General features: G+C 49.3%; 11 protein-coding genes. 3 read left to right on the top strand and 8 right to left on the bottom strand.

The annotated features are described in order from the left end of the window. Positions 1-98: 98 nt before the first annotated feature. Positions 99-1,091, top strand: coding sequence for a beta-propeller fold lactonase family protein (locus tag E2I14_RS05100; protein ID WP_133326095.1), 993 nt, complete (start codon positions 99-101; stop codon positions 1,089-1,091). Between the two features lie 352 nt (positions 1,092-1,443). Beyond that, positions 1,444-3,087, top strand: coding sequence for a methyl-accepting chemotaxis protein (locus E2I14_RS19875; protein WP_133326097.1), 1,644 nt, complete (start codon positions 1,444-1,446; stop codon positions 3,085-3,087). Between the two features lies 1 nt (position 3,088). On the opposite strand, the gene E2I14_RS05110 is transcribed toward E2I14_RS19875, so the two are convergent. Beyond that, entirely contained in the window at positions 3,089-4,186 is a 1,098-nt protein-coding gene (locus tag E2I14_RS05110; protein ID WP_133326099.1) for a threonine aldolase family protein, read from the bottom strand. 173 nt (positions 4,187-4,359) lie between these two features. Here E2I14_RS05110 and E2I14_RS05115 point away from each other — a divergent pair, with 173 nt between their 5' ends. Further along, entirely contained in the window at positions 4,360-5,658 is a 1,299-nt protein-coding gene (locus tag E2I14_RS05115; RefSeq protein WP_133326101.1) for an MFS transporter, read from the top strand. A 16-nt stretch (positions 5,659-5,674) separates the two neighbouring features. On the opposite strand, the gene E2I14_RS05120 is transcribed toward E2I14_RS05115, so the two are convergent. From E2I14_RS05120 to E2I14_RS19815, 7 genes are all read right to left on the bottom strand, one after another. Beyond that, positions 5,675-6,889, bottom strand: coding sequence for a sensor histidine kinase (locus E2I14_RS05120; RefSeq protein WP_133326103.1), 1,215 nt, complete (start codon positions 6,887-6,889; stop codon positions 5,675-5,677). Continuing rightward, positions 6,882-8,585, bottom strand: coding sequence for a chemotaxis protein CheB (locus E2I14_RS05125; RefSeq protein WP_133326105.1), 1,704 nt, complete (start codon positions 8,583-8,585; stop codon positions 6,882-6,884). The genes E2I14_RS05120 and E2I14_RS05125 overlap by 8 nt, the downstream gene beginning before the upstream one ends. A 3-nt stretch (positions 8,586-8,588) precedes the next feature. Further along, positions 8,589-12,338 carry a response regulator gene (locus tag E2I14_RS05130; RefSeq protein ID WP_133326107.1) on the bottom strand — a complete coding sequence of 1,250 codons (3,750 nt, stop codon included), beginning with the start codon at positions 12,336-12,338 and terminating at the stop codon, positions 8,589-8,591. Between the two features lie 317 nt (positions 12,339-12,655). Further along, on the bottom strand, positions 12,656-13,963 hold the full coding sequence (locus tag E2I14_RS05135) for a Xaa-Pro dipeptidase (RefSeq protein ID WP_133326109.1): 1,308 nt from the start codon (positions 13,961-13,963) through the stop codon (positions 12,656-12,658). Positions 13,964-14,056: 93 nt separating this feature from the next. Further along, entirely contained in the window at positions 14,057-15,919 is a 1,863-nt protein-coding gene (locus E2I14_RS05140) for a DUF885 domain-containing protein (RefSeq protein ID WP_133326111.1), read from the bottom strand. Positions 15,920-16,065: 146 nt separating this feature from the next. After that, the gene (locus tag E2I14_RS05145) at positions 16,066-16,479 is read right to left on the bottom strand and encodes a GFA family protein (RefSeq protein ID WP_165967760.1); all 414 of its coding nucleotides are present in this window, start codon (positions 16,477-16,479) and stop codon (positions 16,066-16,068) included. A gap of 17 nt (positions 16,480-16,496) precedes the next feature. Further along, a complete protein-coding gene (locus E2I14_RS19815; RefSeq protein ID WP_264757053.1) occupies positions 16,497-16,631 on the bottom strand; it encodes a hypothetical protein in 135 nt (44 codons plus the stop codon). Positions 16,632-16,912: the final 281 nt, after the last annotated feature.

Consider the following 16,912-nt stretch of genomic DNA (forward strand, 5'->3'; position numbering starts at 1 on the left):
CGGTTACTGCGCCGCAGTAGTAAGTAGGCGACTTACCGATTACCAGATGTTGAATTGTTGAACTTAGATAATCCACAATAAATTGAAAAGGTCGAACAATGAACTATAACTTCTCCATCGCAGCAATCATGTTGGCACTGAGCGGTTCCGTCATGGCCGCAGCACCAGACTACAAGATCGTGGACACCATCACTATAGGCGGTGCGCCGCGCTGGGATTATTTGTATGCCGATAGTCAGGCGCATCGCTTGTACGTTTCGCACGCAACCCAGACCGAAGTCATCGATACTCAAACTAACAAAGTCATTGGCACGATCGCAGATACCTCTGGTGTGCATGGAATTGCGATTGCCAATGATTTGGGTGTTGGCTTCACTAGCGACGGTAAAACCAATGTGGTCAGCGTGGTTGATTTGGCGACGTTGAAAGTGAAATCGACCGTCAACGTGGGCACCAATCCCGATGCGATTATTTATTCGCCAGAATTTCAGCGCGTGGTGACCTTTAATGGTCGCTCCAAGGACGCGACGATTGTCGATGCTAAAACACTAAAAGTTATCGCCACCGTGCCGGTTGGTGGTAAGCCCGAGTTTGCCGCGGTGGGCGCAGACGGTTTGGTGTATTTTAATGTGGAAGATACGTCTGAGTTGCTAATCCTGAACTTAAAAACTAACAAGATTGCTTCACGCCATTCGTTAAAACCCTGCGAGGAACCAACCGGTTTGGCGATTGACGCTAAACAGCGCTTGTATTCGGTATGCGGCAACAATGTGATGGCGATTAGTGATGCCAGCGGCAAGTTGATTGGTACCGCAGCAATTGGTAATGGTCCTGATGGCGTAGCGGTGATCGATGGTTATGCGTTTAGCTCCAATGGCGCGGATGGGACGATTACCGCTGTTGGTGAAGTCGCAGGCAAGTTCCAAGCGCTGGGAACGATTCCTAGCCAAGTTGGTGCGCGCACCATTGCGGCGGATCCGACCACACATCGCTTGTATTTGCCGACCGCTGATTTCAAACCTGCGACCGGCACAGAGCGCCGGCAAGGGATTGACGGGACATTCCGCGTCATCGTGTTGCAGCAGCAATAAGCTACTTTAGAAGGCTTATGGGTTCACCTTGGTGTGTTTAATTTCTTATTAACGTTTTCTTCAAACGCAGTTTGCGATTCCATTATTCATAGCAAATTAGCTTGCCTTTTATGGCGCTATTTTTGTGTATGTTGCAAAGCGATAAATCAGTCCTTTTATTTCCCAATAAATACGCTATCTTTACATTGTGAGACAGCATATTTAACCTTATTTCTCCCAAAAATTTCATTGTTTTGTCATTGATCTGACACATAGATCTCCTATGCTGAGTCCAACAGTTAAAGTTGCCGCATGGAATCTCTAATCGCACCTTTTTTAATTAATACAATGTTACGTTGGATGAAATAAGTAAATGAAAACTACCCTCAAAGCACAATTAAGTATCGTCATCGGCATTATTGCCTTACTCGCCGTGAGCATCGGTATGCTTGGTCTGTATGGATTGAGCAAAGCCGACGAAGGCTTAAAAAATGTGTACGAAAATCGCACCGTAGCGTTAGAACAAGTCTCGCGCATTGATCGTTTGTTGGTGCAAAGTCAATTAGCCTTAGTTGAAGCAATTCAAGATTCCATGGTTGCGACCATTAATATCAAAAGCGCCATCATTGAAAAAAACATCGCTGAGATGAACCAAACTTGGGATCAATATTACAAGTCAGCGATAACTCCCGAAGATCGCAAGCTAGCCGATGTGTTTAACGCTGATCGGCAAAAATTAATTAACGAAGGTTTATTAAAAACTATCGCCGCGCTGCGCGACGGTAATTTGGCTGAAGCAGGTGAATTGCAAGACAAGGTGCAATTGCTAGCGGTGCCGCTGCGTAAGAGCGTTGAGGCGTTACGAAAGAATCAAGTCGATCAAGCCAAGCATGAATATGAGCTAGCTAGCTCGCGCCACGAAACACTGCGTAACCTCGTTATCGCGGTGATTATTATTGGCGCAGTGGTTGCTGGGGTACTAGGGCAATTATTAATTCGCAGCGTGTATGGTGAATTGGGCGGCGAACCGAGCTATGCGTCGGGTATCGTGCATCGCATTGCGGCGGGAGATTTAACGGTCGCGATTAACACTGGTGCCAAAGATCAGCGCAGCTTGTTGTTTGCAATGAAAGCGATGCAGCACAAATTGTCGCAAACTGTTGGGGATATTCGAACGGCAACCGAGACCGTCGCCTCGGCTTCGCGCGAGATTGCGGGTGAGAATTTAGATCTGTCGTCGCGTACCGAAATGCTGGCAAGCTCGTTAGAGCAAACGTCGGCATCGTTAGCTGAGCTAACCGATACGGTCACCAAAAATGCCCAAAACGCGCAGCAAGCCAATCAGTTCGCTAAGTCCGCATCCGATGTCGCAGAGAAGGGCAGTACTGATGTGCTCAAAATTGTCGATACGATGGGTTCAATTAATGCGTCTGCTAAAAAAATCACCGACATTATTTCGGTGATTGATGGCATCGCGTTTCAAACCAATATTTTGGCGTTAAATGCGGCCGTTGAAGCAGCGCGTGCAGGTGAACAAGGACGGGGTTTTGCGGTTGTGGCCAGCGAAGTACGTAATCTGGCACAGCGCTCGGCAGCGGCTGCTAAAGAAATAAAAACCTTAATCACGCATTCAGTCGCTGAAGTCGATAGCGGCAGCAAAATCGTTGCCGAGGCTGGCGCGACCATGGATGAAATTGTCGATAGCGTCAAACGCGTAAGCGTCATTATTGGCGAAATCAGTAGCGCCAATTCAGCTCAGCGCGACAGCATTTATCAAGTTAATCAAGCCATCGTTGAAATGGACGGGGTAACTCAACAAAATGCCGCGCTGGTCGAAGAGGCTGCTGCAGCGGCTGAATCGCTCAAAGATCAGGCGGTGATTTTGGCGCAATTAGTCGATACTTTTACATTGCATGAAGCATCCGTTTCTGCATCATCAAGCTCAGCACAAACAACCTCGCGTAGCCCATCGAAGCCACGGTTGATGGGACACGCTCCACGTCGCTTACCAGCGTAATTTATTGACCATCTACAGCAGCGTTGAGCAAGGCTAACGCTGCTGTAATGTCTTCATTTCTTAATGCCAGCGCTTGGTCGCCTATCATCCATTCAATATAGGACTGATCGGGCAGCGCCGCGTGTGAAGCGCGGTTAAATAACCAAACGCCCGATTCTTGCGCAACTTGATTGCGGATTTCCATCGCTCGTTCGCGGCTCACTGGCAAATACAGATGAAACATATTGCAGTGCGCGCTGCTTGGATTGATTTTTAATGCAGGAAATTGTCGGAGGATTTCCAGCACTTCTTTAGTTTTCGCAAAACAAGCAGGGATAGCGGCCAAACGCCGATCAAATTGCATCGCTGCCGAAACCACATAAGGCAATCGGCGGAACACGCTTCCGCCTTGACGATGCATCCAAACCTTGGCTTTGGCGACAAAATCCTTGTTACCCAATAACATCGCACCGGCCATGCCGCCTATGCCTTTGTAGAATGAAACATAGACCGAATCAAAACCTTGGGTGATTTCTGCGAACGGCACGCCATAACCCGCTTGCGCTTCCCACAAGCGTGCGCCGTCCATGTGCAGATGAATATTATTTTCGTGGCAGTGCTGTTTGATCTTATTGAGTTCGTCCAAGCTAATCAATTGCCCACCGATTTCACGCATTGGTAATTCAACTAAGGCCGCGGCTAATTTATCTTTGACCGCGCTTAAATCGGCAGCATTCCATACGCGAAATGGATCACCGATATTTTGCACCTCAAAATGATCGAGCACTTGGTAGTTGCTATTTTCGTGTTTCAAAATATGTGCTGTGGGATGCAAGACAACCAAAGAGCTACCGCGTTCGCCGCAGGCTAGGCGCAAGGCTAAAGTTTGCGTCATCGTGCCGGTGATACAAAACACCCCTGCTTCAAAGCCTAATAGATCGGCGATTTTTTGCTCAAACTGTTGGACGAATTCGCCTTCGCCGTAGGTATCGAATTCAATGTGATGCTGTTTGCAAAAGTCCGCCATCGCGGCAAATTCTTCTGCAGGACTGACGGATTTGTGACCCGCTAAAACGGTGTGACATTGCGCGCGGAGTTGGTTTAATTCGAGTTCGGTCATGGCAGTTTTTGTCCAGAATGAGGGTTAAAAGGGCGCTGCACTTAGTTTTTAATTTGCGGGTATTATCGCGGTTCTCATGGTTTTTTGCAGAAATTAAGCTTGTCAAATACGCCGCCAAAGGGCATCAAATCTACTGTTAATAATTCACTATTTAATTCCTTATTTTTAAACCAATGATCACGACTATTAGCCTCTCTATTCAGAAACGAATTCGATTCAGTTACGCCTGGATTGTTGTCGGGATTATCTTTTTGGTCTTGTTAGCCGCCGCTGCGATTCGCGCGACGCCTTCGATCATGTTGCTGCCGCTGGAGCACGAGTTTGGTTGGAATCGTCCAACCATCTCGTTTGTGATCGCGGTCAACATCGCTTTGTATGGATTGGTTGGGCCTTTTTCGGCTGCCGCGATGCAACGTTATGGAATTCGTCCGATGGTGTTAGGCGCGCTGGCGTTGTTGTCGCTTGGGACGTTTCTGAGCACATGGATGACGCTGCCGTGGCACATGGTGTTGGCGTGGGGTGTGATTGTTGGTGTGGGCAGTGGCGTGGCGGCGAATACCTTAGCCGCAACCATTGTGAGCCGTTGGTTTGAAGCGCGGCGTGGTTTGGCAATGGGATTGCTCACGGCCAGCACCGCCACTGGGCAAATGTTATTTTTGCCATTGATGGCGTACATGATCGATCACACCGGTTGGCGTTCGGTGGCGCTGTTGGTGTCGGCGGTGTCGGCAATCGGGATTCCGCTAGTGCTGTTCTTTTTGCCTGAGCGTCCACAAGACTTAGGGTTAAAACGTTACGGCGTTATTGCGGATGAAGCGGAACCAGTGGCTAGTACTGCCAATGCGTTTGCAATTGCGATTAAGGCGTTGACCAGCTCGTTCAAAAATCGGGATTTTTGGTTATTGTTTTTTAGCTTCTTTGTCTGCGGCATGAGCACCAACGGCTACATCGGCTCGCACTTTATTGCGATGTGCAGCGACTACGGCATTTTAGCGGTCAATGGCGCAAGTATTTTGGCCTCGATGGCAGTGTTGGATTTGGTCGGCACGACTTTATCCGGCTGGTTATCAGATCGCTACAATCCGCGCATTTTGTTGTGCTGGTATTACGGATTCCGTGGGCTGGCTTTATTGTTTTTGCCGCACGCTTTTGGACTGAGCTATTTTGGTTTGCCGATTTTTGCGATTATTTACGGTTTAGATTGGATTGCCACCGTGCCGCCAACAGTGCGCTTAGCCAACGATGTATTTGGTCGCTTGGCCGCGCCGATCGTGTTTGGTTGGATCGTCGCAGGACATCAATTGGGTGCTGCGAGCGCAACCTTGTTAGCGGGCTTTATGCGTAATAGTTTGGGCAGCTACACGATGTCGTCCATGTTAATGGGAGTCGCTTGCTTAATCACTGCTTACATGGTGTTGCGCATTAAAGGGCAGGGGCAGAGTAGCTCTGGTGTACTGCCAGCAGCCGCCTAATAGATTTCTAAATGGTTTAAATGACGGTGCCAACTTTGGTTGGTATCGTCAAAACGAACCGCGTCCATTCCCCTTGTTTTGATTCCACTCGAATTGTGCCGCCTAATAATGAAGTGGCGATGCGGTGAGTGATATTTAAACCAATCCCCGAACCGCCGCGACCAAGTTGCGTAGTAAAAAATGGGTCGAATACGCGGCTGAGATTTTCTGGCGTAATTCCCACACCGTCATCGGTAAATTCAATCACCACGTGTTGGTTTTTCGTCGCCGGATCGTCGTTTTCTAATTTGGCGCTGATGGTGATACTGCCGTGATTTCGCCCTTCAAAGCCGTGGCGAATGCTGTTCTGAATCAGATTAATCACAATCTGCTCTAACGGCCCGGGAAAGCTATCCATCGCAATACCATCCGGAATATCAATGATGAATTTCCACGGTTCGTATTTGTAGCTCGGCTTTAAGGTGGTGATCGTCTCATTGACCACTGTCGCTAAGTCAAAATGGCGGCGCTGTTCCGACGTTTGATCGATGGCGACTTGTTTAAAGTTGGTCACCAAATTTAAGGCCCGCTCAATCGAGCGATTGGCCAGCACAACGATGTCCATGCTTTCTTTGAGAAAGCCTTCAATCGTGCTGCGCTTCATCGTGCCACCGAGGTAGTTTTTGTTCAGGTCACTAAGTCGGTCATACAGCGTTGAAACCGCGAGCTTTGAATTGCCTAACGGCGTGTTGAGTTCATGCGATACACCGGCCACCATGGCACCTAAGGCCGATAGTTTTTCGGATTGCAGCAGATTTTCTTGCATCGATTGCATATCGGTGAGCGCGACCATCAAGCGGTTTTCGCGGTCTTGTAAGTGCTGGTAATGACGCACCCGATTTAAGAAAATATTGTCGTCCAGCGGTTTGGTTAAATAATCGACCGCACCCAAGGCATAACCGCGCTTGATAAATTCTTCGGATTTAAAAACGGCGGTTAAGAAAATAATCGGAATGTCGCGCGTGCGTGCTGTCATCTGTAACAAGCGCGCAGTCTCGTAGCCGTCCATATTTGGCATCTGCACATCGAGCAAAATTAGTTGAAAGTCGTATTCAACCGTGCGCAATAACGCCTCCTCGCCGCTGGCCGCTTCGATCACGCCTACGTCGGGCAAGCGCGACAGCAGTTCGTTGAGTAGGAAGCGGTTCCCTTGGTTGTCATCCACCGCCAATATCATGAAACGCTCAGCCATTTAATCCTCCGTGACTCAATCGATAGATATGCCCACCTTTGATATAGGGCACAAATCCGGTTTCGGTTGCTATGTGGTGCAGGCCGTCTTGGGGACCCAACACCAAAAATCCATCGCGATGCAAGGAGCGTGCAAAGCGCTCCAATATTTTCTTTTGCAATTCGGGTTTGAAGTAAATCATTACATTGCGGCACATGATTAATTGGAATTCATTGAACACGCCTTCGTCCACCAACGAGTGGCGATGAAATAAAGTGCTGGCCGAAATGTCTTCCCGAATACTGAGAAACTGTTGATTAAACTGAATAAAACTAGTGAAGCTACCGACGCCACCACTTTTCTCGTAATTGTGCTGGCTGGACTCCAATAATTTCCCCGGAAAGATGCCGGTCTTGGCCACTTCAATTAAGTAAGCATTGAAATCGGTAGCAAATAAACGCGCCCGTTTTAGTAGACCCAATTCTTCTAATAAGATCGCCAACGAGTAAGGCTCTTCGCCAGTGGCGCAACCCGCCGACCATAATTTAATCACGGGGAAACTAGCTAAATAGGGAAAAATCTGTTCACGCAAAATTCGAAACTGATCGGGATGCCGAAAGAACGCGCTCACGCCAACGGATACTTCGGCAATCATGCGATTAAATATGCTCTGATCCGAAAAAATCGCTCGCTGAAAATCAATAAAATGCGGCAAACCAAATTGCACCATCAAGTTATTAATTCTGCGCTTAAAACTGTCCATTTGATAGCCACGAAAATCGTAACCATATTGCTCATAAATGGCGGTGATAAACAACCCGAAATGCTCGTTGGTCATGCCAAACTCATCCGTACAGATCGCCGCGGCGGCCACGCTTGTCATGGTCGGCAAGGTAAAAATGTGGTCAAATTTTCCTGCTTCGATGGCAGCGTCCGGTAGCACACAAGCTTCGGCGCATTCTTCGCTGTTTTCGATGATGACGCAGGCACCGGCTTTTTTTAGCATCGCGCAACCGTCCACGCCATCGCGCCCAAAACCACACAGCAACATGGCGATTATTTTGTCGCCGTATTCGCTGGCTAATGATTCAAACAGCGCGTCGATCGAAGGCCGCGCAAACTGCACGGGTCGGTCGCGGGTGAGATACACCATGCCATTTGCGACCTTCATATGATGACCTTGCGGCGCAACGTAAATCGTCTCTGGCGTAATCTCTTGCAGGTTTCGCGGCATGACCACGCGGTAATTGGTGCGAACCCGCAACAGTTGATCCATCAAATTGAGTTGATCTTCTTTGACGTGCTGCACCACAAAAATCGTGGCTTTAGAAAGCGGTAGCGCTTCAATAATATGCAGGATTTTATCCAAGCTATTGGCTGAACCGGCCAGCACTAATACTTCGTATGACGTCGATGGCGAATGGGTCGATTTAACGCTGACTTGATGCACGTGAAAACCCAGGCGCATCAGGCTGTGCGTCAACAAATAATGGTAAGTATTAATTTTTAAATTGATGGAATGGTCGAGGCAGGCTTTTAGGGCGTGCACGATTTCGCCGGGTAATAAATCGGCATCAAAAAAATCAATTTGCACTAAATCCAGAGGACTTGCATGCGCTAATATTTTTTTAACCTTGGTTCTATCGGTCGCGCTGTCTAAGCAACCCAGCACGCTCACACGGTGGGTTTTGTCGCTCGATTGAATGGTCACGTTCATGGTTTAACCGTGCCGCGTGGCGCACCAGAAGGCCGCCATGTTAGTGAGCACATCGTAGTCCACCGGCTTGGACAGATAATCGTCGGCGCCAATTTCGAGTATGTTTTTACGGTCTTGTGGCATGGCTTTAGCGGTTAACGCCACGACCGAAACGTGGGCAATATTTGGATTGGCGCGAATGGCTGCAATGGTTTGGTAACCGTCCATTTCCGGCATCATGATGTCGGTGATGATTAAATCGACCGTGATTTTTTCTAGCATATCTAAAGCGCGGCGGCCATTTAACGCATTCCATACGCGCGCACCTTGCTGTTCAAGCGCTGCAGTGATGACGAATAGATTGCGCGGGTCGTCGTCAATCACGAGCACACTGCGGTCTTTTAGTTTTTTCTCGGCGGGATTGGCTTTGCTGCTGGCAACCGCCGGTTGAATAATTTTGGGCACGGTGCGTAAAAACCGTTCGATATTTTCTTGCAGACGCAAACCAGCTTGTGGCGCGTTGATGATGATGCTGTCCGAATAACTGAGGAGCTTGGCTTCGTCTTCGTCGGATAAGTGCGGCACACCAAAAAATAATACTGCTGTGGTCGGACTGTGCGTTTGGATTATTTGCGCGGCATCTAAGCCTTGCGCGATGCTGAGCTCGGCTAGATCGATAATCACGACGCCCCAATCGTGCGCATGCAGTGCATCCGAGAGCGACGAATCGGGCGTCACTTGGCGTACTTCAACCTTGCCCAAGCGCTGGTGGGTGGTAATTAAATCAACTAAATCTTGCGACTCTTTATCTTCGGATGTGACGATCAATACGCCGTTAAACGAAACCTGCGCAATCGCGTTAAGTAGGGCCGCTTCGGCTTCGGCAATTTGGCTGCTGATGACGGGCTTTTGCAGGTAGCCTACGATATCCTTTCTGCTCAAGGCACTGTCGTGGTCACGGCCCGAAATAATATAGACCGGAATGGCGGCAAGCTCTTGATCGGATTTGATGTCACGCAAAATATCGGTGCCGTCCCGATCCGGCAAACCTAAGTCCAATAAAATGCCGCTTGGTCGATATTGTTTAGCTAGTCCCAATCCTTCTTGGCCGTTTTGGGCGACGATGGTTTTGTATCCCAATCGATGATTAATTTCGATTACCGCCGCGGCAAAATTAACATCGTCATCAATTAACAGAATTACTTTGTCGCTCGAGTTAAGTATGCTGCGGTCATCAAAAATAGGTTCGATGGGCGGCCTGATTTCTACTGGCGCGCTCGGTGTTGATGAGGTGGCCGCATTGACTGTGGATTCGGTAGTCGCTTCAATCGGTCGGTCGGGCAAATGTAGGCAAAATTCGCTGCCTTTGCCTTCGGTGCTATTGAGTGAAATTGTGCCGCCCAATAATTGCGCGAAGCGTAAGCTAATCGTTAAGCCCAAACCGGTACCGCCGTATTCGCGCGAGGTCGAACCATCGACTTGGCGGAACGCGTCAAATACCATCTTGGTTTTGTTTTTGGGAATGCCAATCCCGGTGTCACGCACTTTAATCCGAATCGGCAGCGCTTCTTGATCGTCACGTTCAATGGTTAGCGTCACGCTGCCTTGCTTGGTGAATTTGAATGCATTGGACAGCAGGTTGCGCATGATTTGGCTAATTTTTCCAGAGTCGCTAATGAAGCGATTTTGTAGCTTGTCTTGGACGATGAACTCCAATTGACTTTGCTCGGCGACCGATTCAAATAAATCATGCAACTCTGCGCTAATGGCCGAACTTGAGACTTCGGTGAAATTCATTTCCATCCGACCGGCATCGACTTTGGATAAATCCAATACGTCGCTAATGAGCCGCAATAAATCATTGCCCGAGCGGTGAATGACTTCGGCGCGTTTGATTTCGCTAGCGCTTAAATTGCCATCGGGATTTTCCAACATCATTTTAGAGAGCAAAATGATGGCGTTTAGCGGTGTTCGTAGCTCGTGCGACATATTGGCTAGGAACTCGGATTTGTAGTGATTTGAGAGTTCGAGTTGCTTGGCTTTCTCGTCGATATCGTTTTGTGATTCGCGCAGATAAGTGTTGTTGCGCTCTAATAATTGCTGCTGTTCTTTGAGTTGTGCATTGGTTTGCTGGAGTTCTTCGGCTTGTTGCTGCAACTGCTGTTGTTGCTCTTCCATTTGCGCGTTGGATTGTTGCAGCTCTTCGGATTGCTGTTGCAACTGTTGTTGCTGCTCTTCCATGCGCGAATTTACGTCTTGCAGATAGTCGTTATGCTTTCTGACTTCGCGCTCAGCTTGTTCGGCCACTTGCAACAGCGAGCGAATTTGTCCGCGCTGTTCAGCCACATAAATAAACGAGCTAAGCATCTCGATGGCCGCCATCAAGTAATCCAGCTTGAGTTCATCCAAGGGCGTAAAGCTGCTGATTTCAAGCACCCCAAGTAGATCGTTTTCTTTCAATACCGGATAGGTATAAATATAGTTAGGGGCGCAATTGCTGGTGCCGGTGATGATCGGGGCCACGCTGGAAGGTTGGTTGGAGTTGGGCGCGGCGACGGTTAGGTAAATCGGTGCTTTCTCGATTGCTACTTGACCAATGGCGCCTTCGCCCAGTTTAAAACTGCTTTGCGGTTGGCTGGATTCGGAAAACATATAGCTGCCGATTAAATCCAATACCGGCTCATCGGAGCGCAAGGTGTACAGCACGCCGCGTCCGATTTGTAAGTAATGACCGATTTCACTTAAGGTAATTTTGGCGATTTGCTGCGGTGAAAAGTCTCCGGTCAGCGCTTGCGACAATCGGTTGGTTCCGCTGGAAAGCCAATTGCGCTTATCGTCCACAATGCGTGCGCTACGCAGTGCGACCACCATGTGGTTGATCGCTTTCCCAAGCCGATCTTGTTCGGACAGCACGACCACTTCGTCCGATAAATTACCGCGCCCCACCGCATCGGCCCGATCCGCTACCCGTTCCATGCTTAGCACGAGTTGGTGCAGCTTAGCCATCAGGCTATCTTTGTCGTTGGGCTGGAGATTGATTTTTTGCGATAAATCGCCCAGCGCGAGCTGCGCGGCAACTTTCGCGGCGTCCTCTGGCTCACCGCCGAGTTGACGCACGATAGAGCGCACCGCCATATAGCCCATGCTGCCGATAGCGATCAGAGTCAGTAGGGCAATTGTTAATAACCACCCCGAGGTTTGATCTTTGCTCTCTGCGGCCAAGGTTGCTTGTTTTTTGCTGAGTTCTTTGCTGTAGTCGACGTGCAATTCAAATAACGCTAACAGGTCTTGGAAAATAGGCGCGCTGTTGGCGGTCAATTTATAGGCTTCTTCCACGCCGGCTGGGCCTTGGCGCGACTTGAGCATAATCTGGTGAATCAATAGATTGTATTGGGATAGCGCTTTCTTTTCTTTTTGAAAAAACTCGCTGATTTTAGCGTCCGCAATACAGCTTGAACCCGAGCAGCCGTTGGTGGCAAATTCGATAAATGATTCGTCGATTTTGTGCTCGTAGTCGACGATTCGGCTTTCTAATAAATCGCTGTCGGTGGAATTGGGCGTGAAGATATAGCGGTAAGTGACAACCCGCGACATCAAGGCGTTTTTACGAATTTGTTCGAGAATTAATAGGCTAGGGATGATGCTGACGTTGGCGTAGTCGGTGGCGGTGTAGATTCTGTCGGTGCTGTATTTACTCAAGCTGGCCATGAGCGACACGCCCACGATGGCCGTCGCTACGACTGGAATTAATCTCTTTGCGATAGTTAATTTCATGCCCAAGTTCGCTTTCCGCGGCCAGTGTGAAAATTATCTGCTTGATGTTTTTATCTATTTAACGCTCTATAAATCGAATTTAATTCTAAAAAATTAGCAATTATTGCTATAAAAAATACCGGATTGAAAACTGCTTCCCTACCAGCACACTGGCTGACTGTTTCATATTAGTTGATTTATTGAAACATGATAGTTTTTTGAATTCTTGACCCGGAACTTGATGTGGTCGCGCTGCTAGCGTGCTGCGGCAACTGTGCTGTTTTCTGGCAGCGACCAATTTTGGGACATCGGTTCAAAATTGGTCGCCGCTAGGATTGTTATTTAGTTTCTTTAACGATCTCGCCGCCCTTCATGACAAAGTCTAGCGATTGTAATAAGGTGACATTGCTCAACGGATCGCCCTTGACCGCCACCAAATCACCATAGCGACCGACTTCAATTGCCCCGACATCTGCCGTGCGTCCGAGTGCTTGCGCGGCGTTCAGTGTGGCGGCTTGGATAGCCTGGACCGGTGTCATGCCCCAATCGACCATGGTTTTAAATTGCTTGGCATTGTCGCCATGCGGATAAATTCCCGCATCGGTGCCGAACACCATTTTTACCCCGGCTTTTAAGGCGGCTTTAAAATTTTGGCGTTGCTTGAGACCGATCATGCGTTCTTTTTCCAACGATTCGGCGAAGGTGCCGTTCTTGGCACCTTCGGCAAGGATGTAGTCGTCGTCATAAATATCCATTGAAAACCACGTGCCATGTTGCTTGGCTAGAGTGATCGCTTCGTCATCGGCTAAACTTGCGTGTTCGATCGTGTCGGCTCCTGCGCGGATAGCGTCTTTAATCCCGTCCGCGCCGTGGGCGTGCACTGCCACGCGCAGTCCCAACATATGCGATTCATCGACCAAGGCTTTCATCTCAATCAAGGAATATTGCTGTCCGCTGACAGAATCGGTTTTAGAAAACACGCCACCAGTGGCACAGAATTTAATCACTTCCGCGCCGTATTTACGCAGCTTACGCACCGTGGCGCGGATTTCTTCTGGGCCATTTGCTACCGCAGGTGTAGGCACGCTAATCGATGGAGGGAACTCGGTCGCGTCGCAATGCCCGCCGGTGGCTCCGATGGCGTAGGTGGCAGGAACGATGCGCGGGCCGGGAATTTGATGCTCTTCGATCCCTTGTTTGAGCGCGACATCGTCGTAGTTGGACGAACCCACGTTGCGCACAGTGGTAAATCCGGCTTCTAGCGTTTTCTTCGCGTTGGCTACGCCCACCACCGTCCAAAAATTGTCCGTAAATTCTAAACCGCGATAGCCCCCATAATGCGGGTCGCCGGTCAGGTGCACGTGCATATCAATAAAACCGGGCATGAGCGTCATACCGGCCAAATCAATTTTTATAGCGCCAGCGGGGATAGCCGCGCCGACGCGCTCAACGGCGGTGATGCGACCATTGCGGATGGTGATTTGCGGATGGTCGATCAACGTACCTTTGGTGACGTCGAGCATTTTGTCGGCGGTGACCACCGTAATTGATTCTTCGGCTGCTGCCGCCGCGATAGTTATTAGGGAAGTTCCTAATAACAGGGACGCGATTTGAATAAAGCGTCGTGATAATGTGAAGTTCAACATGACAAAGTCCTGATTCAGTTTGGTTTCATGGTGGGTAGCAAACGCTGCAAACGTTCAGCTACCCTGAATAACTAGATAGCAATTAGATAGCAACTAGATGCGCTTAGCGTTGGCAATATAGTTATCGATCACTGTTGGCAACACAGTAAGCGGAACGCCGCCGGTGCTAACTAGTGCATCGTTAAACGCAGCTAAATCAAATTTGTTACCTAGCGCCGCCTTAGCTCGCTCGCGTTGACTCAGAATTTCGTTATGCCCCATTTTGTAGCCACAAGCTTGTCCCGGTGAGACGCAATAGCGGTGGACTTCACTTGTCATTGCGCCGACACCGCGACCGGTGTTTTCGACCAAAAAGCGTATGGCTTGCTCGGCGCTCCATTTCATTGCATGGATGCCGGTATCAACCACCAAACGGCAGGCGCGGAATTGTTGGGCTTGCAGGTATCCAATTTGGCTGAACGGGTCATTGGCATACAGGCCGAATTCGTCCACCAATTGTTCGGCATATAAGGCCCAACCTTCCACGAACGCATTGAAGCCGATCATGGAAGAAATCAGCGGCACCTCAGCATGATGTTCAGCCAGATATGCGCCTTGCCAAGCGTGGCCGGGAATCCCTTCGTGCGCGGTCAATGTGGCTAGCTGATCGCGTGGCCACAACGTGGTCGATTTCAGGTTGATGTAATAAATAGCCGGACGCGAACCGTCGAGTGCGGCGAAGTTCATGTAACCCAGCGGCGCACCCGCTTCGATGTCTTGCGGCACCCGTTTGATGACTAGCGGCGCTTGCATTCCGAGGTGTGAAATCTTTGGCATGAGCGCGCGAGCGGCAGCGACTTTTTCATTGCAGAACGCGATAATTTGGTCGCGGCCTTGATCGTTGTCAGCAAAAAAACGCTTCGGGTCTTTGGATAACGCTAACAAGCGTTCACCCACCGTTCCGTTCTTAATACCCTGCGCTTTGAGGATAGTATCAATGCGCGCTTTGAGCTGTTTGTTTTGTTCCAGTCCAATCGCATGGATTTCACGGGCACTGCGGGTGGTCGAGGTGCCGAGTTTTAATGCCCATTCATAATAGGCTTCGCCATCGGGCAAATGATAGACGCCCGCGATGTTGCTCGATTTAGCGGTTGCTTTGCTGTAGGCCGCGATTTGGCGATCAACCGCTGGGTAGATTTTGCTGTTGACGAGTTCCGTAGCGCGTGCTTCCCAATCGCCGTCGATGCCGAGTTTCTTTGTGCGGGTGCTGATCGACTTGACCAAGGTTTGCTCGGCCACTGCCGTTTTGCGATAGCCGCTTAATTGGCCGAGCGCCGTGCGGGCGATAAAGTCTGGCGGCGCAATGCCTTGGCTGGCTTGTTGAGTGATGCGTGCCGTTTCTTGGTCTAGCACTTTGGCTAATGCCTCGACCCGCGCTAGATAACTTTCTGCATCGTCGCGGTTGGCGATTTGATGTTGCGAATCGAGGAATTCGGGAGTGCGCCACAATGCGCCGTCTTGTTGTGTCAGCGGGTAGGGCGATGTGCCACCAAATAAACCACTACCTGCACCACCGAAGGGAAACCGGATTCCTTCCAAGCCCGCGTTGGTGGCGTAAGTAACTTTGTCATAAATGGTTTGGTTGGATGGGGCGAGCTTGGCGCGGTCTGTAATCGTTAATCTAGCCGACATCGATTTGACTTGCCGCATCCACTTTTCGTCGCCTTCAAACGACGCATCGTCAAGTTGCGATTTGAGCGCGCTGCGTTCGCCCGAATCGAGCCCTAAACCGGTAGCTGAGGTTGGCGATAAGCGCAAAATTTCTTCAGCAAAATCGGCTAACAGTTGCGTGAATTGTGCATCCGAGGTGGTGGCGCTTTGTGCCGCTGCCATGCGCGGTAACGTCGATATCGCCGCAGCGCTAAACGCCATTTTGAGCGCGTCGCGCCGCGACGTTGTGAATGCTGTGCTGTTCATAGTGTCCTTTGTTATTGTTGGTGAGTTGGTGAATTGCTGCTAGGTCTAACTACAAAATTTACTGTGCTTCGTGCTAAAAATTCTTACTCGGTTGTTGCGAATTAGTTGTAAGAGAAATGCGCTATTGCTGGCACGCTATGTCGCGGCTATCCGTCTTCACGTGCGTTTAAATAACTTGGTTGGTCGTCATGCAAATGCACCCACTTTAACTTCGTACTTACATGAATGTGGCTTTCTGGCGCGAAGTGTTCAGGGTCGTCAAGGCTGCAAATAGTGATATCAATTAACTCAGGATCGTTGCCATGATTAAACGTGATCTGAGTTCCACAAGTAGAGCAAAAACTGCGCCGTCCGTCGGGCGTTGAATGATAAAAAGTTGGCACACCTTGGGTAAATACAAAGCGTTCGACCGGCACCGAAAACCACCCCACAAAGGGCGCACCGGTTGTGCGGCGGCATATCGTACAGTGGCAGTTGGTGATATGACTGGCGACACCATCGGTTTGATAGCGAACCGCTCCGCAATAGCAACCGCCGCGCAACAAATTTGCTGGTGTCATGGCTGTTGGCGCGGACATTATTTAAGACTGTTTTTATAAATTTTGCCGTCCTTCATAATCACGGTGAAGTTTTTTGCAGGATCAGCAATTAAATCAATGTGAGCAATCGGGTCGCCATCGACTAGCAGCAAGTTACGAGGGATAAATTTCATTAAAAACTCCGCTTGTTAGGCAAAAACTTGGTTGGTCTTTGTGCTGCTTTTCGTGGTCAGACGAGTGAAAATTTTCCTCGCTGTGACATCCGGATAATCGGGAAGCGCCTAGCTAGAAAACAATAACACATAATTGGTATTTGGCAACATTGTTAAGTGAAATGTTGTGCTGATTTGAAATTTGGTTTTGGCTTAGAAAGTGGTGGTTCAAGGTTGATTGTTAAATGTTTATGAACTCCTGTTAGCGGCGTTCTGAGAACTGCTGGTGAACGTTAATTCCC

Origin of the sequence: Sapientia aquatica, assembly GCF_004358105.1 — a bacterium.
Lineage (GTDB): Bacteria > Pseudomonadota > Gammaproteobacteria > Burkholderiales > Burkholderiaceae_D > Solimicrobium > Solimicrobium aquaticum.

What these genes read in the sequence shown, in the direction of transcription:
- E2I14_RS05110 (WP_133326099.1), bottom strand. Translation starts at nt 4,186, where the DNA reads ATGACCGAACTCGAATTAAACCAACTCCGCGCGCAATGTCACACCGTT.
- E2I14_RS05120 (WP_133326103.1), bottom strand. Translation starts at nt 6,889, where the DNA reads ATGGCTGAGCGTTTCATGATATTGGCGGTGGATGACAACCAAGGGAAC.
- E2I14_RS05145 (WP_165967760.1), bottom strand. Translation starts at nt 16,479, where the DNA reads ATGACACCAGCAAATTTGTTGCGCGGCGGTTGCTATTGCGGAGCGGTT.
- E2I14_RS05135 (WP_133326109.1), bottom strand. Translation starts at nt 13,963, where the DNA reads ATGTTGAACTTCACATTATCACGACGCTTTATTCAAATCGCGTCCCTG.
- E2I14_RS05140 (WP_133326111.1), bottom strand. Translation starts at nt 15,919, where the DNA reads ATGAACAGCACAGCATTCACAACGTCGCGGCGCGACGCGCTCAAAATG.
- E2I14_RS05125 (WP_133326105.1), bottom strand. Translation starts at nt 8,585, where the DNA reads ATGAACGTGACCATTCAATCGAGCGACAAAACCCACCGTGTGAGCGTG.
- E2I14_RS05100 (WP_133326095.1), top strand. Translation starts at nt 99, where the DNA reads ATGAACTATAACTTCTCCATCGCAGCAATCATGTTGGCACTGAGCGGT.
- E2I14_RS05115 (WP_133326101.1), top strand. Translation starts at nt 4,360, where the DNA reads ATGATCACGACTATTAGCCTCTCTATTCAGAAACGAATTCGATTCAGT.
- E2I14_RS19875 (WP_133326097.1), top strand. Translation starts at nt 1,444, where the DNA reads ATGAAAACTACCCTCAAAGCACAATTAAGTATCGTCATCGGCATTATT.
- E2I14_RS19815 (WP_264757053.1), bottom strand. Translation starts at nt 16,631, where the DNA reads ATGAAATTTATCCCTCGTAACTTGCTGCTAGTCGATGGCGACCCGATT.
- E2I14_RS05130 (WP_133326107.1), bottom strand. Translation starts at nt 12,338, where the DNA reads ATGAAATTAACTATCGCAAAGAGATTAATTCCAGTCGTAGCGACGGCC.